We start from the raw sequence: 25,654 nt of genomic DNA on the forward strand, positions 1-25,654 counted from the left end.
GCCCGATGGTCCGCTCGCTCACGCCGGCTCCGTCCGGACCTCGGTGAGCGCGGCCAGCGGCTCCGCGATCCGCTCGGCGTCACCGAGGATCACGGTGACCGCCTTCGCCGGTGCGAGGTAGCGTGCCGCCGCCTCGGCGACGTCGTCCACGGTCGCCTTCGCCAGCCGGGCGGCATGCTCGGCGAGGAAGTCCAGGCGCAGCCCGTTGCCGGCGTACGCGCTGGTCAGCGATGCCAGCCCGGCCTGGGTCGACATGCCGAGCTGGAGCGTGCCGAGGGCGTACTGGCGGGCCTGCTCCAGCTCCTCCGGCTTGGCCGGCAGGGCGGCGAGGCGACCCAGCTCGTACCAGGTCTCCAGCAGCGCGGGTGCGGTGACCTCGGTGGCCACCTCGGCGGCGGCGACCAGCACCGACCCGGCCACCGAATGCTCCACCACCGAGTGCGGCCCGTACGTGTAGCCCTTGTCCTCCCGGATGTTCTCCACCCAGCGGGACGAGAAGTAACCACCGAAGAGCAGGTTGGCCAGTTGCAGGGCGGCGTGGTCGGGGTGCGTACGGGGCACCGCCGGCAGGGCGATCCGCAGCGAGGACTGCACCGAACCGGGCCGATCGACCAGCAGCAGCGGGCCGGGCTCCAGCGGCGGCGCGGGCGGCAGCTCAACGACCTTCCCGGCCCCGTCCCAGCCGGCGAGCGCCTGTTCGGCGGCGTCCAGGGCCCGTTCCGGCTGCACGTCGCCGACCAGCACCAGCACCGCGCCGGCCGGGTGCACCCGCTCGGCGTGCAGCTTGCGCAGCACCGGTGGCCGAACCGTGCGCACCTCGTCCGGCTCGGGGGTCTGCACCGCGTACGGATGCTTGCCGTAGATCCGCTTGAGCAGCGCGGTCCGGGCCAGGTGAGCGGGCTGGCTCCGGGCGACCTGGATCCGGTCGACCAGTCGGTCCCGCTCGGTCTCCACCCAATCACCGGGGTAGACGGCCCCGGTCAGCACGTCGGCGAGCAGCTCCAGCATCCGGCCCAGGCCGCTGACCAGGCTGGCCCCGGACAGCATCAGCCGGTCCGGGTCGATCCCGGCGGAGAGCCCGCCGCCGACCTTCTGCAGCTCGGCCGCGATCTGGGTCGCGGTGTGCGTCGCCGTGCCGGAAAGGATGGTCTGCGCGAGCATCCCGCCGCGGGCCAGGTGGGTACGCCCGAACGGCATCCACAGCCGCAGCTCGACCAGCGGAACCGCCTTCCGGCGTACGGCGATCACGGTGAGCCCGTTGGCGAGCGTGCGCTCGGCCTGCGTCGGCACCTTGAGCCTGCGGGTGGGCCCGAGCGGCGGCAGCGGCCGGGTCCCGGTCTCCACGGTTGCCGTCACTGATCTTCCTCCGTTCGCGACTGCAAGGCTCGCAAACCCGGCTCACTCCTCGCGCTCACCGAGCCGGTCCTCGTTCGCGACTGCAAGGCTCGCAAACCCGGCTCACTCCTCGCGCTCACCGGGCCGGTCTTCGTTCGCGACTGCGGGGCTCGCAAACCCGGCTCACTCCTCGCGCTCACCGGGCCGGTCTTCGTTCGCGACTGCGGGGCTCGCAAACCCGGCTCACTCCTCGCGCTCACCGGGCACCTCCCGGGATGACCTCAATGGACGCGCGGCGTTGCGGCCGCAGGGTGGCGGCGGCGGCGAGGACCTGCTCCTCGGTCACCTCGCCGACCAGCCGGGGCAGCTCGTTGAGCAGGCCCGGCTCGCCGCGCTGCTGTTCGAGTACGGCCATCCGCAGCGCCCGGCCGAGCACCGCGTCGGTGTCCCGCAGCAGGTGGGTGGCCATCCGGGCCTGGGTGCGGGCCAGCTCCCCCTCGGTCAGCCCGTCGGTGGCGAGCCGGTCCAGTTCCTCGTCGATGGTGCGCAGCACCTTGTCGACGTCGCCGCCGGGCGGCAGGTGGGCCTGGAGCAGCAGCGCGGTGGGGTCGCGCACGTCGAACGGGTCGCCCATGAAGCCGAGGTAGCCACCGAGACTGGTGACCGTGCGGTCCCGCTGCACCAGCCGCTCGACCAGCCGGGACGCGTCGCCGTCGGTGAGCACCTCGGCGAGGACCACGTACGGCAGGTAACCGGAGAAGTCGGTCACCGGGTCGGGCACCCGCCAGGCCCCGGCCACCGCCGGCAGCGGGGCCAGCCGGTCGGTGTACGAGGTGCGTCGCTCGGCGGTCAGGTCGGGCTCGGCGAAGTCGGGCCGGCGCGGGGCGGGTCGGGCCGGCACGTCCCCGAAGTGCCGCTCGATCAGCGCGGTCGCCTCGGCCACGTCGATGTCCCCGCTGACGGCGAGGACGGCGTTGCCGCTGGCGTAGTAGCGGCGGAAGAAGTCGGCGGCGTCGGCGACGGTGGCCGATTCCAGATCGTCGAAGGAGCCGTAGCCGTCGTGCGCGTTGGGGAAGGTATCGAACATGACCGGCGGCAGGGTCAGCCAGGGGAACCCGCCGTACGGCCGGTTGAGCACGTTGACCCGGATCTCCTCCTTGACCACGTCGACCTGGTTGCGCAGGTTCTCCTCGGTCAGCCGGGGGCCGCGCATCCGGTCGGCCTCCAGGAAGAGGGCCCGTTCCAGCGCGTTGCTCGGCAGGGTCTCGAAGTAGTCGGTGTAGTCCAGGTGGGTGGAGCCGTTGAAGGTCCCCCCGGCGCCCTGGACGTGCCGGAAGTGGGCCAGCTTCTCCAGGTTCTCCGAGCCTTGGAACATCAGGTGCTCGAAGAGGTGGGCGAAGCCGGTGCGGCCCTCCGGCTCGGACCGGATGCCGACGTCGTAGACCACCGCCACCCCGATCACCGGGGCGCTGCGGTCGGGGGTGAGCACCACCCGCAGGCCGTTGTCGAGGGTGAACCGCTCGACCGGGTACTTCGTCGCTGGAATTCTCGCTCTCGGCGGCACGGATCGACCCTAACGTGTCCGCACCGGCCGCACCGGCCGTGTGACGCGGCACTCCGGACGGCCGTCGTGGCGATCGGTCGACCAGTGCCACTTACTCCACCGAACAGGTAGGAAATACCGGGACCCTCCGGGTCGCCATTCCCGGATCGTGGATAGGCCTTGACGCCGCCCATCGCCTGCCCCACTCTTCCTACCAAGTAAGTAGGAATACTGTGGATTGGATACCCGATGAGACGGCTTCCCTTCCGTCGACTGCTCTCCGTGGCCACCCTCGCCGTGGTCGGCGCGGCCACCCTGGGCGCCACCGCGGCCTGCGGCGACGACACCGACAGCTCCGGCGGATCCGGTCCGGTGACGCTGCGCCTCGGCTACTTCCCCAACATCACCCACGCGCCGGCAGTGGTCGGGGTGGAAAAGGGAATCTTCGCCGAGACGCTCGGCAGCGGCGTCAAGCTCGACACGAAGACCTTCAACGCCGGCCCGGCCGCCATCGAGGCGCTCTTCTCCGGCGCGCTCGACGCCACGTACATCGGCCCGAACCCGACCGTGAACGCCTTCTCCAAGTCCAAGGGCGAGGCGGTCCGGGTCGTCTCCGGCGCCGCCTCCGGCGGCGTCGCGCTGGTGGTGAAGCCGGGGATCACGTCGGTCGAGCAACTGCGCGGCAAGAAGATCGCCACCCCGCAGCTCGGCAACACCCAGGACGTGGCGCTGCGCTACTGGCTCAAGGAGCAGGGCCTGACCGCCACCAAGGAGGGCGGCGGCGACGTCAAGGTCGTCCCACAGGAGAACGCGCAGACGGTGGAGACCTTCACCAGCGGCGCCATCGACGGCGCCTGGGTGCCGGAGCCGTTCGTCTCCCGGCTGGTCAACGCCGGTGGCAAGGTGCTGATCGACGAGCGCGACCTCTGGCCGGACAAGAAGTTCGTGATCACCAACCTGATCGTCAGCACCAAGTTCCTGAAGGCCCACCCCGACGTGGTGAAGAAGCTGGTCGAGGGGCAGGTCGCGGCGAACGACTTCGTCAACAGCAAGCCGGACGAGGCCCAGCAGGCCGTCTCCGACCACATCGGCAAGATCACCGGCAAACCGCTGGACCTCAAGCTGATCAAGCAGGCGTGGCCCACTCTGGAGTTCACCAACGACCCGATCCCGTCCTCGCTGAAGGTCGGCCTGGACCACGCGGTCGCCGTCGAGTTGACCGAGCCCGTGGACCTCACCGGCCTCTACGACCTGACGTACCTCAACGAGGTACTCAAGGCGCAGGGCAAGCCCGAGGTCACCCTGCCGTGACGTCGACCACGACCCTCCCGCGCGGCGCGACCGGCTCGGTCGCGCTGCGCGGCGTGACCAAGGTGTACGGCCAGGGCGAGCACGCCGTCCTGGCCCTGGACGGGGTGACGCTGGACGTCGCCCCGGGCGAGTTCGTCTGTCTGGTCGGCGCCTCCGGCTGCGGCAAGAGCACCCTGCTCAACCTGGTCGCCGGGCTGGACCGGGTCAGCGGCGGGCAGATCGACCTCGGTGAGGGGATCAACCCCGGCCTGATGTTCCAGGAGTCGGCCCTGTTCCCGTGGCTCACCGTCGAGTCGAACGTCGAGGTGCCGCTCAAGCTGCGCGGGCTGCCCCGGGACGAGCGCCGGGCACGGGTCGCCGAGTTGCTGCGCACGGTCCACCTGGCCGACTTCGGTCGCAGGCGCCCACACCAGCTCTCCGGCGGCATGCGGCAGCGCGTCGCCCTGGCCCGTACCCTCGCGCTGGACACGCCGGTGCTGCTGATGGACGAGCCGTTCGGCGCACTCGACGCGATGACCCGGGACATCCTGCACGACGAGTTGGAACGGATCTGGTCCGAGCGGAAGCTCACCGTGCTCTTCGTGACCCACAACGTCCGCGAGGCGGCCCGCCTCGCCGACCGGATCATCCTGCTCTCCAGCCGGCCCGGCCGGATCATCTGGTCCACCCGGGTCGACGTGCCCCGGCCCCGCCGGATCGACTCCCCGGAGATCGCGACCATCGCCGCCGAGGTCACCGAGCGGCTGCGTACGGAGGTGGGCCGTCATGGCCAGTGACACGCTCGCCGGGTCGTCGCGTACCGACGCGGAGATCACCGGCCTGGACGCGCTGGAGATCGCGGGCCGCGAGCAGAGCCCGACCCGACTGCGCCGGGCCTGGTCGGCGCTGTGGCCGAAGCTGGCCGCGCTGGCCCTGGCCATCGCGATCTGGCAGGGCGTGGTCTGGACCGGCTGGAAGGACCCGTGGGCCCTGCCCGGCCCGGCGACGGTCTTCGCGGACCTCGGCCACTACCTGGTCAGCTCGGCGCTCTGGGACGGCCTGGCGACCACCGGCCGGCGGGCCGCCGTCGGCTTCGCCGCCGCGGTCGCCGTCGGGCTGACGCTCGGCCTCGCCGTGGCCCGGGTGAAGGTGCTCCGGGCCGCCCTCGGCTCGATGATCACCGCCCTGCAGACCATGCCGTCGATCGCCTGGTTCCCGCTGGCCATCCTGCTCTTCCAGCTCAGCGAGCAGGCGATCTTCTTCGTGGTGGTGCTCGGCGCGGCGCCGTCGGTCGCCAACGGCGTCATCCACGGCGTCGACTACGTGCCGCCGCTGCTGGTGCGGGCCGGCCGCAACCTCGGCGCCCGGGGCCTCAACCTCTACCGGTACGTCATCGCGCCCGCGGCGCTGCCCGCCATCGTGGCCGGACTCAAGCAGGGCTGGGCGTTCGCCTGGCGCAGCCTGATGGCCGGCGAGTTGCTGGTGGTCATCGCCACCCGGACCTCGATCGGCGCGCAGCTCACCTACGCCCGAGAGCTCAGCGAGGCGCCCCGGCTGATGGCGATCATGATCGTCATCCTGGTGGTGGGGCTCGGCGTGGACGCCGCCTTCGGCGCGGCCGACAAGGCGATCCGCCGCCGGTGGGGCGTGCTGGACCAGGCCGGCAACTGACGCCGTGTACGTCTCCGCGCTTTTGGCCATGCTCGCCGTCGCCGACGCCACCGGGGCGGTGGCCTCCACCGGCGGTTACGCCGACGGCGTCCACCCTGGCCGGCGCGGGCCGGGGGTGGACGCCGACGGCGGGACCGATCAGTATTTGCCCGTGCAGTACAGGACGTGCTTCTTGTCGTTCATGAAGTCGAGTTCGCTGTCGTACTGGTAGAAGCAGGCCTGGGCCAGCAGACCCTTGTCGTTGGCCATCCGCGACCAAGCACCGTCCGAGGTCTGGCTGTCGTAGGTTGCCCGGAGGCTGCCGTCGGTGCGGTAGCTGCGGACCAGCACACCGCTGAGGTAGCCGTAGCTGCCGGTCTGCCGGCCCCAGGCCGTCCGGCACCAGGGGCTGTACCGCAACTCGACGTAGCTGGCGGTCGACACCGTCTTCGCGTCCATGTAGCAGTAACCGGCCTGGTCGACCATGGCGACGTACGTCTGCGGGTCCTTGTTGTCGCAGGCACTGCCACAGCCCACGGTGGCGGCCGACGCCGGTGAGGGCACGGCCATCATCCCGGCGACCACGGCGGCGGCCAGGCCGGCCGCGACACGGGCCAGCCGACGCCGGGAGGTGACCGCTGCCACCCGCCATACCCGCAGCTTGCTCAACACTCGCATGTTCTCGTCCAATCGCTCCAGAATGGGCGAAGCCATGGTGCGAGAACACATCATCACCGCGTCATCACGCGGCCATCACAGAATCACGGCAGGAGCCACCCGACCGCCATGACGCGCCGGCGGGGCTAGCCTGCGGTCAGCCCGACCGCCGGAGGCTGCGCCTCGTCCGGTCCGTGCAGTTCGACCAGGCTGGCCGGGGCGGCGTGACCTGGCCACTGGGGCCAGGGCGCGAACGCCGCGAGCACGGCGAGCAGCAGGCCCGCCCCCGCGACCAGCAACACCATCAGCAGCTCACGCGCCGCCCCCGACTCGGCATCGCCGGCCATGACACCCCTCCCGCGTGGCCGGCTCGGCCGGCCCGTGCACCCCCGCGCCAAGCATCGATCACGCCGGCCGCCCGAGCCTGTCGTCAATCAGACCCTTTTCGCGCCTGATTCCCGACTCGAAGTCCCGGCCCAAGGGGAAGGGCTGTACGGCCGGCCGGCCGCGCTGGATGCGGGCCGGCCGCGCCGTCGCGCCCGGGTGGGGCGCGCCGCGTGTCCCGACGTTGGGGAGCGCGGCTCAGAGCGGGCGGATGTTCTCCGCCTGCGGGCCCTTCTGGCCCTGGGTCACCTCGAACTCGACCCGCTGGTTCTCGTCCAGCGAGCGGTAGCCCGAGGTCTGGATGGCGGAGAAGTGGGCGAAGACGTCGGCGCCGCCGCCGTCCGGGGTGATGAAGCCGAAGCCCTTGTCAGCGTTGAACCACTTGACAGTGCCGATGGCCATTGTTCGTCTCCTTTGACGGAACGGTCCGACCCGCGCCTGTCGCGGGCCGGAATGGTGGTACGCCACCCGGCGCACCTGTCGCTGCTGGTCGCCCCGTCCGGAGAACTCCGGACACAACAAAAGTGCGCCTGGGCCACAATCCGCCAGGCGCACACAGAGCCTCTGGAAACCAAAACTGCAACGACGCCAAGGTATCACGGCCGGCGGCGCGGGCCGGCCGCCGGCGGAACTTCCGGCACGCCGGCGATCAGTGCGGTCAGTCCGTCGGCGTCGAGCAGGTCGGCCGGCCGGACGGTGGCCCCGTCCCGGACGTAGTGGAAGGCCGCCCCCACCCGCTCGACCGGCACACCGGCCAGCTCGGCCCAGGCCAGCCGGTAGACCGCGAGCTGCACCGCCGCCGCCTCGGCCTCCCGCCCGGTGGGCTGCCGGCCGGTCTTCCAGTCGACCACGTCGTACCGGCCGCCGGGGCGGGCGAAGACGGCGTCCATCCGGCCCCGGACCACCACGCCGGCGAGCACGGTGGCGAACGGCACCTCGACCTCCACCGGCACCCGCTCGGCCCACTCGCTGGCCAGGAAGCGCTCCTGAAGCTCGGCGAGCGCCTCGTCCGGCGCGGCGTCGTCGTCCGCCGCGCCGGGCAGCTCGTCCACGTCCAGCAGCCGGTCGGCGCCGAAGCGCTGCTCCAGCCAGGTGTGGAAGGCGGTGCCGCGCCGGGCGTACGGGTTGGGTTCGGTGGGCATCGGTCGGCGCAGCGCCCGGGCCAGGGCCACCGGATCGCGGCGCAGCGCCACCAACTGGGTCACCGACAGGTGCCCGGGCAGGTCGATCTCGACCGCCTCGGCCCGGCGGGCCAGCTCCGCCCGCTCGGCCAGCAGCAGATCGGCCTCCCGCCGCCACCGGGCCGCCTCGGGATCATCGCCCCGGCTCCCGGTGTCGTCGCCCCCGGGCACCGCCCCGGAGCCGCCGGCCGGCCGCTCGGTCCCGGCCCGGCCGCCCATCTGCTGGGCTTCCGTCGCTCCGGGATCGCCGGCCGGCCCGGCGATCGTGAGCCCGGCCGTCTCGCGGCGGGCCGCCGCCGGGTCGGCGAGGTAGCGGCGGACCAGCGCGGCGGCCTCGGCCAGCGCCGGGCGACGGGCGCCGAGCGGGTCGGCCGGCCACTCCGCCCGGAGCACGACCTCGGTGGTCGGGTTCACCGCGTCTCCGGCCGGCTCCGGCGCCCACTCGTCGACCAGATGCCCGGCCGCGCCGTCCAGGCAGGCGTCGTGCACCTCGCGCAGGAACACCGACGGGCCGCGGAACCTCTTCGTCCCCTCCCCCCACCAGTAACCCGAGCAGAGCAGCAGCCGCCGGGGCCGGGTCACCGCCACGTACGCCAGCCGGCGCTCCTCCCGCTCGTCGTGCGCCCGCCAGGCGTCGCCGAAATCCTCCACCGCCCGGGCCACCCCACGCTGGTCCTCCGCCCCGTGAAGGCCCAGCTCGGGCAGCCCGTCGGCGTCGCCGCGCAGCGGGAACGGCAGCACACCCAACCCGCCGAGCCAGTGGTCGGAGTTGCGCACCGGCCCCGGCCAGACGCCCCGGGTCAGCCCGGCCACCGCCACCACGTCCCACTCCAGGCCCTTCGCGGCGTGCGCGGTGAGAATCTGCACCGCGCCCTCCACCACCTCGACCTCGCCGGGGCTGAGGCCGCGCTCCTCGTCCTCGGCGGCGGCCAGGTAGGCGAGGAAGCCGGCCAGGGTCGCGCCGGGCGTCTCGCCGGAGAACCGGGCCGCCACGTCGCCGAGCGCGTCCAGGTGCCCACGGGCCAGACCGGCGTCGCCGGTGCCGTCCCGACCGGCCCGGACCGCCACCTCCACGTCCAGGCCGATGGTCCGCTCGATGTCCGCGATCAGCTCCGGCAGGGACTGGTCCAGCCGGTAGCGCAGCAGCGCCAGCTCCATCCCGTACGAGCGCAGCCGCGCGTACCCCTCCGCCGAGTACGCCTGCGCCGGCCCCAGGTCGGCGAGCGCCTCGACCAGGGTGGCCTCGTCGAGGGCGTCCACGGTGATCTCCGGCCCCCCGTCGCCGGCCAGTTCCCGGCGGGCCCTCGCGATGCCCTTCGCCCGCCGGTGCAGAGCGACCAGGTCGCGCGGCCCGATCCGCCAGCGCGCCCCGGTGAGCAGCCGCAGCAGCGCCGCCCCGTCGGTGGGGTCGGCGAGCACCCGCAGCGTGCAGACCACGTCCCGGACCTCGGGGGTGTCCAGCAGGCCACCGAGCCCGACCACCTCGACCGGCAGCCCCCGGGCACGCAACGCGGACTCGATGGCGGGGATCTGGCTGCGTAGCCGGACCAGCACGGCGGTGGTGGGGCGGTGCGGCACCGGAATGTGCTCGGGCAGCGCGCCGGGCATCCCGGCCGCGCCGCGCCAGGCGGCGAGCACGCTCTCCGCGATCCACTCGGCCTCGTCGGCGTACGTCTCCAGCAACGCGCAGTGCACGGTGCCGGCGGCCTGCCCGCGCGGGCTGCGGTGCGGGATCGGGTCCTTGACGCTGCGCGCCGCGTGCAGTTCCGGCACCCGGGCACCGGCCGCCCGCAGCGGCACCGAGAGCGCGTTGGCGACGCCGAGGATCTCCGGCCGGTTACGCCAGCTGGTGGTGAGGCTGAGCACGTCTGCGGGGGTGCCGTCGGCGCGGGCGAACTCGGTGGGGAACCGGTCCAGGGTGCCGGCGCTGGCGCCGCGCCAGCCGTAGATGGACTGGCAGGGGTCGCCGACGGCGGTGACCGGGTGGCCGCCGCCGAAGAGCGCGTTGAGCAGCACCACCTGGGCGTGGCTGGTGTCCTGGTACTCGTCGAGCAGCACCACCCGGAACCGATCCCGCTCGATCACCCCGACACCGGGGTGGTCCCGGGCCACCCGCGCGGCCCGGGCGAGCTGGTCGGCGAAGTCCATCGCCTCGAAGTCGTCCTTGCGCCGGGCGTACGCCCGGACCAGCGGCAGCAGCTTGAGCCGGGTCTGCTGGAGCTGCAACGCCTTGCGCACGTCGGCGTAGACCCGGCCGGGGCGGGACTGCACCTCGGCGAAGAACCGGCCGGTCCAGGCGGCCAGCTCGTCCGGGTCGACCAGGTGCTCGTCCAGCTCCCCGGCGAGGGCCAGCACGGCGTCGGTGACCGTGCTGGGCATCCGGTCCACCTCGGACATGTCGCCGTCGTAGTTGCGTACCAGCAGGTCGACGAGCTGCCAGCGGGACGCCTCGGTGAGCAGCCGGGTGGTCGGCTCGTAACCGGCGCGCAGCCCGTGCTCGGTGACGATCCGGCCGGCGTACGAGTGGTAGGTGGAGACGGTCGGCTCACCCGCGAGGGGGTCGTCGTGCGGGTCCCGGCGTGGCCGGCCCAGCCGGCGGATGAGCTGGTCGAGCCGGGTACGCACCCGGTGTGCCAGCTCGCCGGCGGCCTTGCGGGTGAAGGTGAGGCCGAGGATCTGCTCGGGTCGCACGTACTGGTTGGCGACCAGCCAGACCACCCGGGCGGCCATCGTCTCGGTCTTGCCGGACCCGGCGCCGGCGACGACCAGCAGCGGCTCCACCGGCGCGGCGATGATCGCGGCCTGTTCCCGGGTGGGTGCCGGCAGACGTAGCAGTTTCGCCAGCTCCACGGGGGTGTAGCGCGGGCCGGAATCGGCGGTCCGGGGCGCCGGGGTGGTGGCGGTGCCGAAGAGCGCGGGCTGGGTCACGGCTCGACCACCTGACGGCCCTGCCCGGACACCGGGCAGCTCGTCCGGACCGGGCAGACCCGGCACTTCGAGTTGGCGACCGCGGCGAAGGTGGCGGCGGCCATCGTGTCCGCGGTACGCCGGACCAGGGCGGTGGCCCAGCCGGCATCCGGCCCCTCCCCCGCGGCGGCCTGGGTCTGCTCCTTGGCCTCCTTGGCGCTCGTGCCGAGCTGCACCAGCGCGGCGCCGCCGGACTCGTCGCCGTACTCGGCGAACGCCCCCGCCTCCACCGCCGCCTGGTACGCGCCGAGCTGCGGATGCTCGGCCACCTCCCGCTCGGTGACCGCGGTCGACTTGCCGGTCTTCAGGTCGATCACCACGAGCCGCCCCTCGGCGTCCACCTCCAGCCGGTCCACCCGGCCGGTCAGCTGGACCGGCCGCTGCGGGTCGTCGAGGCGCACCGCGAACTCGTGCTCGATGGCGAGCAGCCGGCGCGGGTTGCCGGCCAGCCAGCGCAGCAGCTTGTCCACCATGGCCTCGGCACGGGTGCGTTCCGGCCCGACCATCCAGCGGGCGGCCAGCTCGATCGCGTCGAACCGGGCGGCCACGTACTCCAGCAGGGTGGTCCGGTCGACGCTGGCGTCCTCGGCCAGCATCGCGGCGGCGTGCACCAGGTTGCCGACCCCCTGCGCGGCGCTGGCCGGGGCGCTGCCGCCGTGCCGTTCCAGCAGCCAGCGCAGGCTGCACCGCAGGGCGCTCTCCATCGCCGACGGGGTGACCCGGACCGACTCGCCCTCGTCGACCAGCGGCCGGTCGTCGGAGAGGCCGCGCAGCCCCCACCAGTCGTCCGGGTGCGCCCCGGGCACCCCGGCGGTGGCCAGCCGGGCCAGCTCCGCCGCCGCCGCGTGCCGCCGGGTGGACGGCGCCGCCGGGTCGACCACCGCGGTACGCAGCTCCGCCACCAGCGCGGACAGGGTGAGCCCGCGCGGCGGCAGGGTGACCGGCAGGGCGGCCGGCGGCTCGCCCCGCGGTTCCGCGTCGACCGTCGGCACCGGCCCGTCCGACGCCGGTTGGCCGGCCGGCACGGCGGGATCCCCCGGGCCTCCCGCGGCGCTGCCCCGGGCCTGGCCGGCGTCGTCGCCGGTGTCCGTGCCGCGCCCGCCCCGGGCCTGGCCGGCGTCGTCGCCGCCCGGGCCCGTCGGACGGAGACCCGGAGCCGGGCTCACCGCCACCGCTCCCCCGCCGGCCGGGGGCGGTTCGGTGCCGCCCAGCTCGTGCAGGAAGCGGCTGGGCTGCTCCTCGTGATCGTCGCCGCCCACCGCCGCCGAGGCGACCGCGGTGACCAGCAGCCGGTGCCGGGCCCGGCTGACCGCCACGTGGAAGAGGCGGCGTTCCTCGTCGAGCAGCGCCGAGGTCTGCCCGACCAGGCTGGCCCGTACGCCGGTGCCGTCGGCCCGCCCGGCCAGCACGTCGACCAGCCGCTCGGAGCCGAGCAGGCTGCCGCGCAGCCGCAGGTCCGGCCAGACCCCCTCCTGCACCCCGGCGACCGCGACCAGGTCCCACTCCAGCCCCTTCGCGGCGTGCGCGGTGAGCAGGCGTACCGCGTCGCCCCGGTCGGCGCTGGCGGCCAGGGTGTCCGCGGGCAGGTCCTGCCCGAGCACGTGGTCGAGGAAGACCTCGGTACGCGCACCGGGCAGCCGGTCGGTGAACCGGGCCGCCGCGTCGAAGAGCACCAGCACCGCGTCGAGGTCCCGGTCGGCGGCCTCGGCACGCCAGCGCTGGGCGGTCTCGTGCTCGCCGGTGGCCTCCCGGCCCCGGGTGATCACGCCGGCCCAACGCTCGGCCAGCCCGCTCTCCCGCCACACCGCCCAGAGCACCTCCTCGGCGGTGGCTCCCGGGGTGGCCGCGGCCTGCCGGGCGGTCGCCAGCAGGCGCGCCACCGCCTGGGCGGGCTCCGCCCAGCGCCGCTCGATGGCGGCCAGCTCGGCCGGGTCGCGCAGCGCCTCGACGATCAGCTCGCCGGAGGGGCGCCGGTCGCCGGCGGCCAGCGCGAGCGCGCGCAGCCCCTGACGCAGCCGCCGTTCGGCGAGCGGGTCGGCGCCGCCCAGCGGCGAGTGCAGCAGGGCGACCGCGGACTCCTCGTCCAGCCGGTCGGGCTCCAGCGCGCAGCGGAGCAGGAGCAGCAGCGGAGCCACCCCGGGCTGGAGGTGCAGCGGCAGGTCCTCGCCGTGCACCACGGTCGGCACGCCGGCGGTGTGCAGGGCCCGCCGCAGCGACGGCAACTGCCGGCCGGTGGAGCGGACCAGCACCGCCATCCGGGACCAGGGCACCCCGTCGAGCAGGTGCGCCTCGCGCAGGGCGTGCGCCAGCCAGGCGGACTCGCTGGTCGCCGAACGGAAGGTGCGCACCTCGACCGTGCCGGGCGGCGCGTCGGGCAGTGGGCGCAGCCGCCGGTGCGCCGCCGGCCCGCGCAGTCGGCGGGCCAGCCGAGCGGTCGCCGCCAGCAGCTCCGGGCCGGCCCGGTACGACGTGGTCAGCACGACCTGCGCGGCGGGCGCTCCGGAGGCGGTGCGGAACCGGTGCGGGAAGGTGGTCACGCCCGCCGGATCGGCGCCCCGGAAGGCGTACGTGGAGGAGTCCGGGTCGGCGAAGGCGACCAGGGACTTGCCGCCGCCAGCGATGACGGCGAGCAGGTCGAGCTGGGCGGGGTCGGTGTCGGCGAGCTCGTCGACGTAGACGTGGGCCAGCCGGCGGCGCTCGGACGCCAGCAGCTCGGGGTCGTCGAGCAGCATGCCGGTGGCGGCCCGGACCAGTTCGGCCGGGTCGTACGCGATCGAGCCGCGGTTGCTCACATCACGCAGGGCGAGGACGGCGACGTACTCCCGCAGGAAGCGGGCGGCGGCCGGCCAGTCGGCGCGACCCAGCTTCTCCCCCAGCCGGGCCAGCTCGACCGGGCCGACGCCCCGCTCGGCGGCGCGCATCAGCAGATCCCGGAGCTGCTGGGCGAACGCCCTGGTCCGCAGTGCGGGGCGCAGGTCCTCCGGCCAGCCGACCGGGTCGTCATCCGGTTCCTCGCCGACCACGTCGAGCAGCTCGCGGATGATGAGATCCTGCTCGGGCCCGGTGAGCAGCCGGGGCGACGGCTCACCCCGCTCGGCGGCGGCCCGGCGGAGCAGCCCGAAGGCGTACGCCGGGAAGGTGCGCACCAGCGGCTCGCGGACCACCCGGTGCCCGGCGCCGACGAGCCGCGCCTCGATCCGGTGACGCAGGTCGGTGGCGCCACGCCGGCCGAAGGCGAGCACCAGGATCCGCTCCGGGTCGACGCCCTCGGTCACCCGCGCGGCGACCGCCTCGACCAGGGTGCTGGTCTTGCCGGTGCCCGGACCGCCCACGACCAGCATCGGCCCGGCGGTGTGCGCGACCACCTCGGCCTGCACGGCATCCGGCGGGCACGCGGCATCGCCCGCCGACCCCCCGGATCGCGGATCCTCCCCGGTCGCCTCAGGACCGACCCCCTGCCCCGCCCCGCCGGAGTGGGCGACCCCCGTCCCCACCCCGCCGGACCGGCGCACCAACCGATACGCCCCCATCACCGACATCCCACCACGCCGGTCCGACACCCCACCTCCCCCACCCCGCCGGTCCACGCCCAGCTCACGTCGATCATGAAGGTGTTGCCACGGGACGCCGACGCGCTGGGCGACAACTTCGTGATCAACGGGGTGGAAGCGGGTCAGCTGAGGTGGGGGGCGAGGAGGTCCAGGGCCTCCGGGACGGTGTCGGCGACCAGCAGGAGGTCCATGCCGGCGGGCTTGAGGAAACGTTGGTCGGCGAGGGTGCGCAGCCAGTCCAGCAGCGGCCGGTAGAAGCCGTCCGCGTCGACCAGCACCATGGGCTTGGCGTGCAGGGCCAGGGTGGCCGTGGTCCACACCTCGAACAGCTCGTCGAGGGTGCCGAGCCCGCCGGGCAGGGTGATGAACGCGTCCGACTTCTCGATCATCAGGGTCTTGCGGCTGGCCATCCCGTCGGTGACCACCAGCTCGTCGGCGGCCAGGTCGGCGACCTCCAGGTCGACCAGGGACTGCGGGATCACCCCGAGGGTGTAGCCACCGGCGGCCCGTGCGCCGTCGGTCACCGCGCCCATCATGCCGACGCAGCCGCCGCCGCTGACCAGGGTGTGCCCGCGCCGGGCCAGCTCCGCGCCGGTCTCGGCCGCCAGGTCCAGCCAGCGGTGGTCGAGCGTACGGGAGGACGCGCAGAACACGCAGATCGCGGCCACCGGTCAGCCCCGCCCCGCCGGGGCCGACCCGGGCTGGTCCCCCGCCGACGGCTCGGACCCGATCTCGACCGGCGGCTCGGCAGCGGTCTCGGGCGCTGCCGCCGCGGCGGCCCGCTGGTCGGCGGCGACCCGGGTGACCGCCTCCTCGCGGATCGCCTCCTGCTCGGCGGAGAGCACCGCCTCGGCCTCCACGATGTGCCGGACCGCCTCGTCAACGTCGTCGGTGAGGCACATCAGCTCCAGGTCGGACGGGCCGATCTTGCCCTCGGCGACCATGCTCTCCCGCAGCCAGTCGATCAGGCCCCGCCAGTAGTCGAGGCCCATCAGCACCACCGGGAAGCGGGTGACCTTGCCGGTCTGCACCAGGGTCAGCGCCTCGAACAGCTCGTCCATGGTGCCGAAGCCACCGGGCAGTACGACGAACGCCTGCGCGTACTTGACGAACATGGTCTTGCGGGCGAAGAAGTAGCGGAAGTCGATGGACAGGTCGGCCCAGTCGTTGAGGCCCTGCTCGAACGGCAGCTCGATGCCGAGCCCGACGGAGAGCCCGCCCGCCTCGCTGGCGCCCCGATTGGCCGCCTCCATCACCCCCGGGCCGCCACCGGTGATCACCGCGTACCCGGCCCGGGCCAGCGCGCCGCCCAGTTCCTCGGCCATCCGGCACTCGGTGCTGTCCGGCATGCTGCGGGCCGAGCCGAAGACGCTGACCGCCGGCGGCAGGTCGGCCAGGGTGTCGAACCCCTCGACGAACTCCGACAGGATGCGCAGCGCCCGCCAGGCGTCCTTGGTCTTCCAGTCGCCCCGGCCCCGGGAGTCCAACAGCCGCTGGTCGGCGGTGCTGGTCGGGATGGCCCGGTTGCGCAGCGTGACGGCACCCCGGTGCCGCTCACCGCGCGGGCCACGGCCGGGCTGCCGCACGCGCTCGCTCATGCCAGCACTCCGCTGCGCTGCGTGCCGCCATGAGGCACCACCACACTGCACTGATGATTCGCTCGCGTGCGCTCGCTCATGCCAGCACTCCGCTGCGCTGCGTGCCGCCATGAGGCACCACCACACTGCACTGATGATTCGCTCGCATGCGCTCGCTCATGGGGCCACCGTAGTGGAGCCACGGCGGCCGGATGCGGAGGCCGGCGAGTGAGCGAAATTCTTGGCGATCTTGGGCAACTAATTCTGTCGCCCGCACGTCTTACTATTCACATACGGGGTATGCCCCGGTGCGAGCGTTCGGGGGGAGGAGCCAGCGTTGATCAGCAACACCGAGATGATCCGGATCCGCCGGCAGATGCAGCGGCGGATCCGCGACGTGGTGGCCGAGCGCCGCCGTGCCCGCATGATGGAAGCCCACCACACCGACCTCACCGGCGAGTCCACCGATCCGGACGCCTCACTGACGACGACCGTCTGAGGCTTCGCCGACCCGACCTCCGGGGCCCGCGTCGATGACGCGGGCCCCGGTCTTTCAGAGCCCACGCGGACTCTGTCCGCCTCAGGCCGGGGCGAGCCAGCGGTGCAGGGTGGCCGCGCCGTCGCGGATCTTGGTCAGCTCGACGTGCTCATCGGGGTGGTGGGCCAGGTTCGGGTCGCCCGGGCCGAAGTTCAGCGCCGGGATGCCCAGGGCCGCGAACCGGGCCACGTCGGTCCAGCCCAGCTTGCCGACCGGGGCCGCCCCCACCGCCGCCAGGAACTCCCGCGCCGGCGCGGCCGCCAGCCCGGGCAGCGCGCCCGCCGCCATGTCGGTCACCGTCAGCTCGAAGCCGGCGAAGACCTCCCGCAGGTGCGCCTCGGCCCGCTCCGGCGTACGGTCCGGGGCGAACCGGTAGTTGACCTCGATCTCGCACCGGTCCGGCACCACGTTGCCGGCGACCCCACCGTGGATGCGGACCGCGTTCATGCCCTCCCGGTAGTCGCAGCCGTCGATGGTGACCCGCCGTGCCTCGTACGCGGTCAGCCGCCGCAGCACCTCCCCGGCCGCGTGGATGGCGTTCACGCCGTGCCAGGAGCGCGCCGAGTGGGCCCGTACGCCGGTGGTCGACACGATTCCCCGCATGGTGCCCTGGCAGCCGGCCTCGACGATCCCGTAGGTCGGTTCCAGCAACACGGCGAAGTCGGCCTGGAGCCACTCCGGATGGGACTGGGAGACGAGCGTCAGCCCGTTGTACTGCGACTCGATCTCCTCGGCCTCGTAGAAGAAGTACGTGACGTCGTAGCGCGGGTCCGGCAGGGTCACCGCCAGGTGCAGCGCGAAGGCCACCCCGGACTTCATGTCGGAGGTGCCGCAGCCGTACATCAGGTCGCCGCGCATGGTCGACGGGAAGTTGTTGTTGATCGGGACGGTGTCCAGGTGGCCGGCGAGCACCACCCGCTGCGACCGGCCGAGATCGGTGCGGGCCATCACCGTGTTGCCGTGCCGGTACGTGGTCAGGTGCGGTACGCCCCGCAGCACCTCCTCGACACAGTCGGCGATCGTCTTCTCGTTGCGGGAGACGGACTCTATGTCGACCAGTGCGCGGGTGAGCGCCACCGGATCAGCCAGGACCTCGGGGGTCAGCGGGTTCTGCATGCCTCGCACGGTACCGTCAGCACTGGTGAGCGCGTGGAGTGAGCTTGCGAGCCCCTCGGCGAGCACGAGGAGTGATCCGGCGAGCCCCCGCGGTCGCGAGCAGCAGCCGGCGTAGCCGCGAACGAGAGGTAGAGCTGTGACGTCCGATTCGGCCTGGGGCATCGGTCTGGCCACGACCACCGCTGACGATCTGGTGCTCGACACCTGGTACCCGACCGGCAAGCTCGGGCTCGGGGAGCTGCCGCTCGTCCCCGGAGAGGACCAGGCCGACGTCCTCGACCTGCCGCCCGGCGCGGTCGGCGGGCGGGCGCTGCCCGGGCTGCGTACGGTCCAGGTGGTCACCGTGATCGGCTCGCTGGACGATCCGATCAAGGACGCCGCCGACGCGTACCTCCGGCTGCACCTGCTCTCCCACCGCCTGGTCCGGCCCAACGAGCTCAACCTCGACGGCATTTTCGGCAAGCTGGCCAACGTGGCCTGGACCTCGGCCGGGCCGTGCCCGCCGGAGCGGGTGGACGAGTTGCGCGTCATCGAGCGCGCCGCCGGCCGCCACCTCGCCGTTTACGGGGTGGACAAGTTCCCCCGGATGACCGACTACGTGGTCCCGTCCGGCGTGCGGATCGCCGACGCGGACCGGGTCCGGCTCGGCGCCCACCTGGCCGCCGGCACCACCGTGATGCACGAGGGCTTCGTCAACTTCAACGCCGGCACGCTGGGCACCTCGATGGTCGAGGGCCGGATCGTGCAGGGCGTGGTAGTCGGCGACGGCTCCGACATCGGCGGCGGCGCCTCGATCATGGGTACCCTCTCCGGCGGCGGCACGGAGAAGGTGCGCATCGGCGAGCGGAGCCTGATCGGCGCGAACGCCGGCGTGGGCATCTCGCTCGGCGACGACTGTGTGGTGGAGGCCGGGTGCTACATCACCGCCGCCTCGAAGATCACCCTGCCGGACGGCCGGGTGGTCAAGGCCCGCGACCTCTCCGGCGTGGACGGGCTGCTCTTCTGGCGCAACTCGGTCACCGGGGCGCTGGAGGCGAAGCCGCGGACCGGCCGGGGCATCGAGCTGAACGCGGCCCTGCACGCCAACGACTGATCGGTCCGCCGGTCGACGTACCGGGCGCGGCACCCGGGTCGGGGCACCCACTCCGGCCCGGGTCCATCTCCGGTCCGGCCCTCGCCGCGGCCCGGACCGGGCATGATCTCCCAGTGACCACCATGAGGGAACGCATGCTCGCCGGCGAGCTGTACCTCGCCGACGACCCCGAGATCGTCGCCGATCTGGACCGGGCGGCCCGGCTCACCGAGCGCTTCAACGCCGTACCCGCCGACGACCCGGAGGGGCAGCTCGCCGCACTACGCGAGCTGCTCGGCTCGCTCGGCGAGGGCAGCTGGGTCCGGCCGCCCTTCCACTGCGACTACGGCTGGCAGACCCACCTCGGGCCGCGCTGTTTCGTCAACTTCAACGCGGTCTTCCTCGACGTCGCCCGGATCACCATCGGCGCCGACGTCCAGATCGGACCGAACGTGCAGCTCCTGACGGCCACCCATCCGCTCGATCCGGCGGCCCGGCGGGCCAAGTGGGAGGCGGCCAAGCCGATCACCATCGGCGACAACGCCTGGCTCGGCGGCGGAGCCATCGTGCTGGCCGGCGTCACCATCGGGGAGAACACGGTGGTCGGTGCGGGCGCGGTGGTGACCAAGGACCTGCCGGCCAACGTGGTTGCCGTGGGTAATCCCGCTCGACCGGTACGCGATCTCAAACAGGCCACCTGACCTGCGAAAACGGGCAGCAAAACCAGTACGAGGCGGAGACCCGCAACCGCAGCGGCTGCCTGGACGCGATCGAGTGCCGCCGCGAACGGGCGGTGGTGGCCGGCTGCTCCGCCGGACCGTGCCGTCACCCCGGCAGGGGATCGACCAACCGGACCACCAGGTCGGCCCGGTCGGCGGTGCCGGCGACCCGGGCCGCGTTCGCCTCGTCGCTGCCCAGCGCCCAGGCGCGGGCCTGCTCCGGGGTCTTGCCGTACGCCTCGTGCCGGGCGGTCAGCCTACGCACCCGCAGCCCGGCGTCCAGGTCGAGGAACCAGGCCTGGTGCAGCAACGGGCGCACCTCCCCCCACGGGTCGTCGGGCAGCAGCAGGTAGTTGCCCTCCGTCACCACCAGCCGGACCTCGGGCGGCACCTCGATCGCTCCGGCGACCGGCTCCTCCAGGTGGCGGCGGAACGCCGGCGCCCACACCGAGGTCGGCTCCAGCCGGTGCAGCCGGCGCAGGACGGAGACGAAGCCGTTGGCGTCGAAGGTGTCCGGGGCGCCCTTGCGGTCGGCCCGGCCCAGTCGAACCAGTTCGGACTGGGCCAGGTGGAAACCGTCCATCGGCACCAGCCGGGCGGCCGGGCCGACCTCGGCGACGATCCGCTCGGCCAGGGTGGACTTGCCCGCACCGGGCGCACCGGCGACGCCCAGCAGCTGTCGCGGGCCGGCGCCGGCCAGGGCCCGCGCCCGGTCCACCAGCTCGCCGAGGGGGAGCACCTGAGCCGGTGGCATCAACCGAGCACCGGCTCGCTGATGGTGAACCGGGCCTCGACCGCCGCCTGCACCGGCTGCGGCTGCGGATCCAGCTCCAGCTCGGGCGGGGCGTCGCCGGCCCGCGCGTAGGCCGCCTTCGCCAGCATCGGCGGGGCGGCGGCCAGGCCGGTGTCGGCCAGCTCCACCAGGGCGGTCACCCGGGCACCGAGCGCCTCCGCGTACTCCCGGGCGCGGGCCAGGGCGTCCGCGATGGCCGCGTGCCGCGCCTCCCGGTACGCCGGGCTGTCCGGCCGCAGCGCCCACCAGGGGCCGGCCACCTCGACCTGGTCCTGGTCGGCCAGGCGGAGCATCAGCTCGCCGAGCGCGGTGAAGTCGGCGACGGTGACGGCCGTGGTGACGCTGCCGTGGTACGCCACCACCCGCTCGCCGGACCGTCTCGTCTCCGGCCAGACCCGGAGCTGGCCGTTCTCCCGCCGCTCCACGACCGGCCCGGCCGCGTCCAGCAGCACCCGGACGGCGGCGGCCCGCTCGGCCAACCGGGTCAGCGTGGTCTCCCGGTCCCGGTCCCGGGCGGACACGGTGACCGTGAACCGGGCCAGTTCGGGAGCGACCTCCCGGTACGCCTCGCCGCGTACCGCCACGACCGGTGCGTCCGACATGCTCCTCACCCTAGTGGCGGGCCGACCGGCAGGTGCGCCGTGTAGGCCACCGCGCCCGCCTCGACCCGGCAGCCGGTGAGGTGGCCGCCGGCCGCCCCCAGCTCCCGGAGATACGCCAGCTCCCCCGCGTGCTCGACCTCGGCCGGGAACTCGCACCGATGGGTGGTGTACGAGCGGGCGCCCAATGCGGCCCGGGCCGCCCGCGCCTCGTCCAGCCGAGCCGTGAGCGCCCCGGCGTCCCCGGCCGCCAGCGCCTCGGCGAGTTCGTCGAGGACGTTGCGGACCGCGCCCAGCTCGGCCAGCGCCCGCTCACGGTTGCCGAGCAGCATGTTCGCCGTCCGGGCCGGCGGGCCGCCGGCCACCCGGGTGCCGTCGGTGAAGCTGCCGGCGGCGAGCGCGAGCACCGCGTCGCGCAGCGCCGCCCGCTGCACGGCCCCGGCCAACGCGCCCGCGAGCAGGTGCGGCACGTGCGAGGCGAGCGCCGCGGCGGTGTCGTGCTCCGGCGCGGACATCGGCACCACCTGGGCGTGGAAGACGTCGATGAGCAGCGCGGCGAGCCGGCGGAACGCGGCCATCCCGGTCGGCGCCGGGCAGAGCACCCAGGCGGCCCCGTCGAGCAGGGTCGGGGAGGCGGCGGCGAGGCCGGCCCGGTCGGCGCCGGCCATCGGGTGGCCGGGCACGAACCGGTGCCCGAGCCCCTGTGCGGTGGCGGCGGTGGCCACGTCGGCCTTGGTGCTGCCCACGTCGGTGAGCACGCACCCGTCGTCGGTGACGCCGGCCACCCGGGTCAGCGTCGCGGGCAGGGTGGGCAGGGGGCCACACAGGAAGACCACGTCCCGGCCGGCGACCGCATCCTCCAGGGCGTCCGGTACGACGACGCCCCGCTCGGCGGCGTGCCGGCGGGTCGCCGGGTCCGGATCCCAGCCGGCGACGTCGAGGCCGGCGTCCCGCAGCCGGAGCAGCACCGAGCCACCGATCAGGCCGGTGCCGACCACCGCCGCCCGCGCCTGCCCGTTGGCTGCGCCCACCGTCACCTCGGTCCGCTCGTACGTCGGCGTCGCCGCTCCATCACCGCGCCGAGGATATCGCCCCGGTGGCCGGCACGGTCGTGCTCGCCGGCCGGGCAGCCGTGCCTCAGCCTCCGGCCGACGGACACGGAAGGGGGTTGTCCGAGCAGGGTTGACGTCGTACCGTCCCCCGACGGCCCGCCCGGCATCGAAGGCGGGCACTTCTCACGGAAAAGGGAAAAACATGTCCGCGACATACCGGGCACTCGCCTCGGTGGTCATGTTGATCGGCTTCTACGTCGTCGCGCTGCTCCAGCTCGCCGCCGTCGCCGCGCTCGGCGTGTGGCTGTTCAGCCACACCAACGGCCTGCTGACCGGCAAGGTGCTGCTCCCGCTGCTCGTCGCGCTCGGCGCGGTGGCCGTGGGGCTCTGGAAGGCGATCCGTACGAAGAACGAGCCGCTGCCCGGCCCGGTCCTGGGTGAGCGGGAGGCGCCGCAGCTCTGGGCCACCGTACGGGAACTGGCCACCGCGGTCGGCACCCGCGCGCCCGACGAGATCCGCCTGCTGCCGGACGTGAACGCGGCCGTCAGCGAGCAGACCCGGCTGCTCGGCCTGCTCGGCGGCCGGCGCACCCTCTACGTCGGACTGCCGCTGCTGCTGGGCCTGCGGGTCGACCAGTTGCGCTCGGTGCTCGCGCACGAGCTGGGCCACTACTCCGGCCGGCACACCCGGCTCGGCGGGGTCGCCTACCGGGGTCGGCTGGCGATCGAGGAGACCATCGAGAGGATCAGCCCGCGCAACCCGATCGGGTGGGTCTTCAAGGGCTACGCGATGCTCTACCTGATGGTCGACAACGCCGCGTCGCGCCGACAGGAGCTGGAGGCCGACCGGGCGTCGGTGCGGCTCGCCGGCCACGAGGCGGCGACCTCCGCGCTGCGTACGCTGCCCGCGCTCGATGCGGCCTGGGCGTTCTACATGCGCCAGTACGTCGAGGCGGGCTGGTCAGCCGGGCTCGCGCCGGACGACCTGTTCGGCGGCTTCGCCCAGTTGCTCGACGCGCGCCGGGACGAGATCGACGAGCTGCGCGAGCACGCGCCCGAGCGGAAGACGTCCCGCTGGGACACCCACCCGCCGGTCGGCGTACGGGTCGCCGCGATGGCCGACTCGCCCGCGGCGGAGGTACGGCCGGACGACCGGCCGGCCTGGATCGTGCTCGCCGACGTGGCGGGCGCCGGCCGGCAACTCCAGAGCATGGTGGTCGAGCACGGCTCGCGTCGGATCCTGCCCTGGCCCGAGTTCGTCGCCGAGTGGATGGCCGCGTCCACCCAGCAGCGGGCGGACCGCGTCTACCGGGCGGCCGGCCGGTTCACCGGTACGGCGATGCCGGGTCTGCCCACGGTGCTGGACCTGGTCCGCGCCGGCCGGCTCGGCGAGTTCGCCGAGCAGTTCTTCTCCGGCGCCACCCGCCAGGAGGCGGCGGTCGCCTTCGCCGGGCCGATGGAGGCGCTGCTCGACAACGCGGCGATCCGCTCGGGGCGGGCACACTGGCAGCTCTCCTGGTCCGGGCCGGCCCGGCTGGTCGGCCCGGACGGCGAGCCGTGGGACCTGGCCGAGATCGCCAAGCTGGCGGTGTCTCCGGAGACCCTGGACGTGGCGCTGGCCCGCCTCGCCGAACGGGGCATCGATGCGGCGCAGGCGACGGTGGTGCAGGCCCGGGCGTCCGCGCGCAACGCCGACCTGATCGGCGGGCTGGCCAACATCAAGATCGACGGCCGGGAGCACGACGTGCTCGTGTTGGACAACGGTCTCGTGCTGATCCCCGACCCGGGCAAGTCCAGCGAGGGGGAGAAGCGGCTCACGGAGCTGGTCCGCGCGGAGCCGGTGAGCGAGGTGGCCGCCCGCCACCCCTACCTGCCGTACGAGGAGATCACCTCGGTCGAGGTGACCCGGGAGGTGCCGTTGAAGGCGACCCTGACCCTGTACGACGGCCGGGTGGTGCAGGTGCAGGAGTTGATGGCCAGCGAGTTCCTGGAGAAGCACAGCCGGGACACCCTGCTGCGGGTGTTCGAGCGGATCAACGCCTGATCCGGGCAGTGCGGCGGCCGGTCCTCCCGGGCCGGCCGCCCCACGGGTCCGTCCTGGGCCGGGCGGCCGCCGCGCGCCGACGGTCAGGGTTGGGCGCCGCCGCGCGCCGACAGTCAGGGTTGGGCGAGCCGGTCGGCGACGGTCAGGGTTGGGCGAGCCGGTCGGCGACCGCCGCGATGTGCTCGTCGGACTCGGTCAGCGCGACCCGGACGTGCCGGGCGCCGGCCGGACCGTAGAAGATCCCGGCGGCGGCCAGGATGCCCCGCCGGGCCAGCCAGTCGACGGTCTCCCAGCAGTCCTCGTCCCGGGTCATCCAGAGATAGAGCCCGGCCTCGGAGTGCTCGACGGTGAAGCCCGCGCCGGTGAACGCGGCGCGTAGCCGCTCGCGCCGGACGCGGTAACGCTCCCGCTGCTCGTCGGCGTGTGCCTGGTCGCCCAGCGCGGCCACCATCGCCGCCTGCACCGGTGCGGGCACGATCATGCCGACGTGCTTACGGATCTTGAGTAGCTCGGCCACCAGCGCCGGGTCACCGGCCACGAAGCCGGCCCGGTAGCCGGCCAGGTTGGAGCGCTTGGAGAGCGAGTGCACCGCCAGCACGCCCTCGTACGACCCGCCGCAGACCTCGGGCGACAGGATCGAGACCGGCTCGGCGTCCCAGCCCAGCGGCAGGTAGCACTCGTCGCTGGCGACCACCGCACCACGCTCGCGCGCCCAGTCGACCACCTTGCGCAGGTGGGTGGCGGGCAGCACCCGCCCGGTCGGGTTGCCGGGCGAGTTGACCCAGACCAGCCGTACCCGGGAGGTGGGGCCGACCGCGGTCAGCGAGTCGGTGCGTACCGTGGTGGCGCCGACCAGCCGGGCCCCGTCCTCGTACGTCGGATAGGCGATCGACGGCACCACGACCACGTCGCCCGGACCGACGCCGAGCAGGGTGGGCAGCCAGCCGACCAGCTCCTTTGAGCCGATCGTGGGCAGCACGCCGAGCCCGTCGACGCCCGCCCCGCACGCCCGGGCGACCCAGGCCGCGATGGCGTCCCGCAGCGCGGGTGTGCCCGCGGTCAGCGGATAGCCGGGGGCGTTCGACGCGTCGGCCAGGGCCTGCCGGATCACCTGGGGCACCGGGTCGACCGGCGTGCCCATCGAGAGGTTGATGAGACCGCCCGGGTGCGCCGCGGCCGTCGCGGCCGCGGCGTCCAGGGTGTCCCAGGTGAAGTCGGGCAGGCGCGACGAGACCGGCGCGGGCCGGTTCAGTGGCCCTCTCCGCGCGGCGGCTGGGACGCGACGAACGGCGCGTCCTTCTCCACCTTGCCGATCTTGGAGGCGCCGCCCGGCGAGCCGAGATCCTCGAAGAACTCGTAGTTCGCCCCGGTGTAGTCCTTCCACTGCTCCGGGACGTCGTCCTCGTAGAAGATCGCTTCGACCGGGCAGACCGGCTCACAGGCACCACAGTCGACGCACTCGTCGGGGTGGATGTAGAGCATCCGGTTGCCCTCGTAGATGCAGTCGACCGGGCACTCCTCGATGCATGCCTTGTCGAGCACGTCCACGCACGGCTCGGCGATGATGTAGGTCACCGGTCTTCTCC

At 73.9% G+C, this 25,654-nt stretch carries 21 protein-coding genes and 1 pseudogene; 7 read left to right on the forward strand and 15 right to left on the reverse strand.

The window, feature by feature from the left end; genetic code table 11:
• Positions 1-18 precede the first annotated feature (18 nt).
• Positions 19-1,356 carry a M16 family metallopeptidase gene (locus GA0070604_RS27035; protein WP_091124653.1) on the reverse strand — a complete coding sequence of 446 codons (1,338 nt, stop codon included), beginning with the start codon at positions 1,354-1,356 and terminating at the stop codon, positions 19-21.
• Between the two features lie 235 nt (positions 1,357-1,591).
• Complete coding sequence (locus GA0070604_RS27040; protein ID WP_091124656.1) at positions 1,592-2,899, reverse strand: M16 family metallopeptidase; 1,308 nt, start codon at positions 2,897-2,899, stop codon at positions 1,592-1,594.
• 228 nt (positions 2,900-3,127) lie between these two features.
• Between GA0070604_RS27040 and GA0070604_RS27045 the strand changes: the two genes are divergently transcribed.
• Genes GA0070604_RS27045 through GA0070604_RS27055 form a run of 3 tightly spaced genes read left to right on the forward strand, consistent with a single transcriptional unit; the run spans position 3,128 to position 5,839 of the window.
• Positions 3,128-4,189, forward strand: coding sequence for an ABC transporter substrate-binding protein (locus GA0070604_RS27045; RefSeq protein WP_091124660.1), 1,062 nt, complete (start codon positions 3,128-3,130; stop codon positions 4,187-4,189).
• Positions 4,186-4,965, forward strand: a complete 780-nt coding sequence (locus GA0070604_RS27050; RefSeq protein WP_091124663.1) for an ABC transporter ATP-binding protein — start codon at positions 4,186-4,188, stop codon at positions 4,963-4,965. The genes GA0070604_RS27045 and GA0070604_RS27050 overlap by 4 nt, the downstream gene beginning before the upstream one ends.
• Entirely contained in the window at positions 4,955-5,839 is an 885-nt protein-coding gene (locus GA0070604_RS27055; protein WP_091124666.1) for an ABC transporter permease, read from the forward strand. The genes GA0070604_RS27050 and GA0070604_RS27055 overlap by 11 nt, the downstream gene beginning before the upstream one ends.
• Positions 5,840-5,977: 138 nt before the next feature.
• Here the strand turns inward: GA0070604_RS27055 and GA0070604_RS27060 are convergent, their stop codons facing one another.
• The 7 genes and pseudogenes from GA0070604_RS27060 to GA0070604_RS27090 all read right to left on the reverse strand — a co-directional run.
• Positions 5,978-6,532, reverse strand: a complete 555-nt coding sequence (locus GA0070604_RS27060; protein WP_167363581.1) for a DUF2690 domain-containing protein — start codon at positions 6,530-6,532, stop codon at positions 5,978-5,980.
• 89 nt (positions 6,533-6,621) lie between these two features.
• A complete protein-coding gene (locus tag GA0070604_RS27065; protein ID WP_091124672.1) occupies positions 6,622-6,822 on the reverse strand; it encodes a hypothetical protein in 201 nt (66 codons plus the stop codon).
• 235 nt (positions 6,823-7,057) lie between these two features.
• Complete coding sequence (locus tag GA0070604_RS27070; protein ID WP_067374184.1) at positions 7,058-7,261, reverse strand: cold-shock protein; 204 nt, start codon at positions 7,259-7,261, stop codon at positions 7,058-7,060.
• A gap of 194 nt (positions 7,262-7,455) precedes the next feature.
• A complete protein-coding gene (locus GA0070604_RS27075; RefSeq protein ID WP_091124676.1) occupies positions 7,456-10,968 on the reverse strand; it encodes an ATP-dependent helicase in 3,513 nt (1,170 codons plus the stop codon).
• Positions 10,965-14,537: an ATP-dependent helicase gene (locus GA0070604_RS27080; RefSeq protein ID WP_091127445.1), complete on the reverse strand. Its 3,573-nt coding sequence runs from the start codon at positions 14,535-14,537 to the stop codon at positions 10,965-10,967. The genes GA0070604_RS27075 and GA0070604_RS27080 overlap by 4 nt, the downstream gene beginning before the upstream one ends.
• A 143-nt stretch (positions 14,538-14,680) precedes the next feature.
• Positions 14,681-15,226: an LOG family protein gene (locus GA0070604_RS27085; RefSeq protein WP_091124680.1), complete on the reverse strand. Its 546-nt coding sequence runs from the start codon at positions 15,224-15,226 to the stop codon at positions 14,681-14,683.
• A gap of 102 nt (positions 15,227-15,328) precedes the next feature.
• A pseudogene (locus GA0070604_RS27090) lies at positions 15,329-16,156 on the reverse strand (LOG family protein); the annotation flags it as partial.
• 316 nt (positions 16,157-16,472) lie between these two features.
• Here GA0070604_RS27090 and GA0070604_RS32795 point away from each other — a divergent pair.
• Positions 16,473-16,634 (forward strand): hypothetical protein, encoded by a 162-nt coding sequence (locus GA0070604_RS32795; protein WP_167363582.1) that lies wholly within the window; start codon positions 16,473-16,475, stop codon positions 16,632-16,634.
• Between the two features lie 81 nt (positions 16,635-16,715).
• Here GA0070604_RS32795 and dapE read toward each other — a convergent pair whose 3' ends face one another.
• Positions 16,716-17,789, reverse strand: a complete 1,074-nt coding sequence (gene dapE, locus GA0070604_RS27095; protein ID WP_091124683.1) for a succinyl-diaminopimelate desuccinylase — start codon at positions 17,787-17,789, stop codon at positions 16,716-16,718.
• 136 nt (positions 17,790-17,925) lie between these two features.
• Here dapE and dapD point away from each other — a divergent pair, with 136 nt between their 5' ends.
• Complete coding sequence (gene dapD, locus GA0070604_RS27100; RefSeq protein WP_091124686.1) at positions 17,926-18,882, forward strand: 2,3,4,5-tetrahydropyridine-2,6-dicarboxylate N-succinyltransferase; 957 nt, start codon at positions 17,926-17,928, stop codon at positions 18,880-18,882.
• 113 nt (positions 18,883-18,995) lie between these two features.
• Positions 18,996-19,562 (forward strand): sugar O-acetyltransferase, encoded by a 567-nt coding sequence (locus GA0070604_RS27105; protein ID WP_091124690.1) that lies wholly within the window; start codon positions 18,996-18,998, stop codon positions 19,560-19,562.
• Positions 19,563-19,686: 124 nt separating this feature from the next.
• On the opposite strand, the gene GA0070604_RS27110 is transcribed toward GA0070604_RS27105, so the two are convergent.
• Genes GA0070604_RS27110 through GA0070604_RS27120 form a run of 3 tightly spaced genes read right to left on the reverse strand, consistent with a single transcriptional unit; the run spans position 19,687 to position 22,003 of the window.
• Positions 19,687-20,334, reverse strand: a complete 648-nt coding sequence (locus GA0070604_RS27110; protein ID WP_091124693.1) for a nucleoside/nucleotide kinase family protein — start codon at positions 20,332-20,334, stop codon at positions 19,687-19,689.
• The gene (locus GA0070604_RS27115) at positions 20,334-20,975 is read right to left on the reverse strand and encodes an SIMPL domain-containing protein (protein ID WP_091124697.1); all 642 of its coding nucleotides are present in this window, start codon (positions 20,973-20,975) and stop codon (positions 20,334-20,336) included. Before GA0070604_RS27115 ends, GA0070604_RS27110 begins: the two co-directional genes overlap by 1 nt.
• A 5-nt stretch (positions 20,976-20,980) precedes the next feature.
• Positions 20,981-22,003, reverse strand: coding sequence for a prephenate dehydrogenase (locus tag GA0070604_RS27120; RefSeq protein ID WP_091127446.1), 1,023 nt, complete (start codon positions 22,001-22,003; stop codon positions 20,981-20,983).
• Positions 22,004-22,226: 223 nt separating this feature from the next.
• Between GA0070604_RS27120 and GA0070604_RS27125 the strand changes: the two genes are divergently transcribed.
• Complete coding sequence (locus tag GA0070604_RS27125; protein ID WP_091124701.1) at positions 22,227-24,068, forward strand: M48 family metallopeptidase; 1,842 nt, start codon at positions 22,227-22,229, stop codon at positions 24,066-24,068.
• A 142-nt stretch (positions 24,069-24,210) separates the two neighbouring features.
• Here GA0070604_RS27125 and dapC read toward each other — a convergent pair whose 3' ends face one another.
• The gene (dapC, locus tag GA0070604_RS27130) at positions 24,211-25,320 is read right to left on the reverse strand and encodes a succinyldiaminopimelate transaminase (protein ID WP_091127447.1); all 1,110 of its coding nucleotides are present in this window, start codon (positions 25,318-25,320) and stop codon (positions 24,211-24,213) included.
• Positions 25,317-25,643, reverse strand: a complete 327-nt coding sequence (gene fdxA / locus GA0070604_RS27135; protein WP_091124705.1) for a ferredoxin — start codon at positions 25,641-25,643, stop codon at positions 25,317-25,319. The genes dapC and fdxA overlap by 4 nt, the downstream gene beginning before the upstream one ends.
• Positions 25,644-25,654 lie beyond the last annotated feature (11 nt).

The organism is Micromonospora eburnea (assembly GCF_900090225.1).
GTDB lineage: Bacteria > Actinomycetota > Actinomycetes > Mycobacteriales > Micromonosporaceae > Micromonospora > Micromonospora eburnea.

What these genes read in the sequence shown, in the direction of transcription:
- GA0070604_RS27055 (WP_091124666.1), top strand. Translation starts at nt 4,955, where the DNA reads ATGGCCAGTGACACGCTCGCCGGGTCGTCGCGTACCGACGCGGAGATC.
- GA0070604_RS27080 (WP_091127445.1), bottom strand. Translation starts at nt 14,537, where the DNA reads ATGGGGGCGTATCGGTTGGTGCGCCGGTCCGGCGGGGTGGGGACGGGG.
- GA0070604_RS27125 (WP_091124701.1), top strand. Translation starts at nt 22,227, where the DNA reads ATGTCCGCGACATACCGGGCACTCGCCTCGGTGGTCATGTTGATCGGC.
- GA0070604_RS27045 (WP_091124660.1), top strand. Translation starts at nt 3,128, where the DNA reads ATGAGACGGCTTCCCTTCCGTCGACTGCTCTCCGTGGCCACCCTCGCC.
- GA0070604_RS27115 (WP_091124697.1), bottom strand. Translation starts at nt 20,975, where the DNA reads ATGTCGGACGCACCGGTCGTGGCGGTACGCGGCGAGGCGTACCGGGAG.
- GA0070604_RS27065 (WP_091124672.1), bottom strand. Translation starts at nt 6,822, where the DNA reads ATGGCCGGCGATGCCGAGTCGGGGGCGGCGCGTGAGCTGCTGATGGTG.
- GA0070604_RS27060 (WP_167363581.1), bottom strand. Translation starts at nt 6,532, where the DNA reads ATGGCTTCGCCCATTCTGGAGCGATTGGACGAGAACATGCGAGTGTTG.
- dapE (WP_091124683.1), bottom strand. Translation starts at nt 17,789, where the DNA reads ATGCAGAACCCGCTGACCCCCGAGGTCCTGGCTGATCCGGTGGCGCTC.
- GA0070604_RS27070 (WP_067374184.1), bottom strand. Translation starts at nt 7,261, where the DNA reads ATGGCCATCGGCACTGTCAAGTGGTTCAACGCTGACAAGGGCTTCGGC.
- GA0070604_RS27110 (WP_091124693.1), bottom strand. Translation starts at nt 20,334, where the DNA reads ATGCCACCGGCTCAGGTGCTCCCCCTCGGCGAGCTGGTGGACCGGGCG.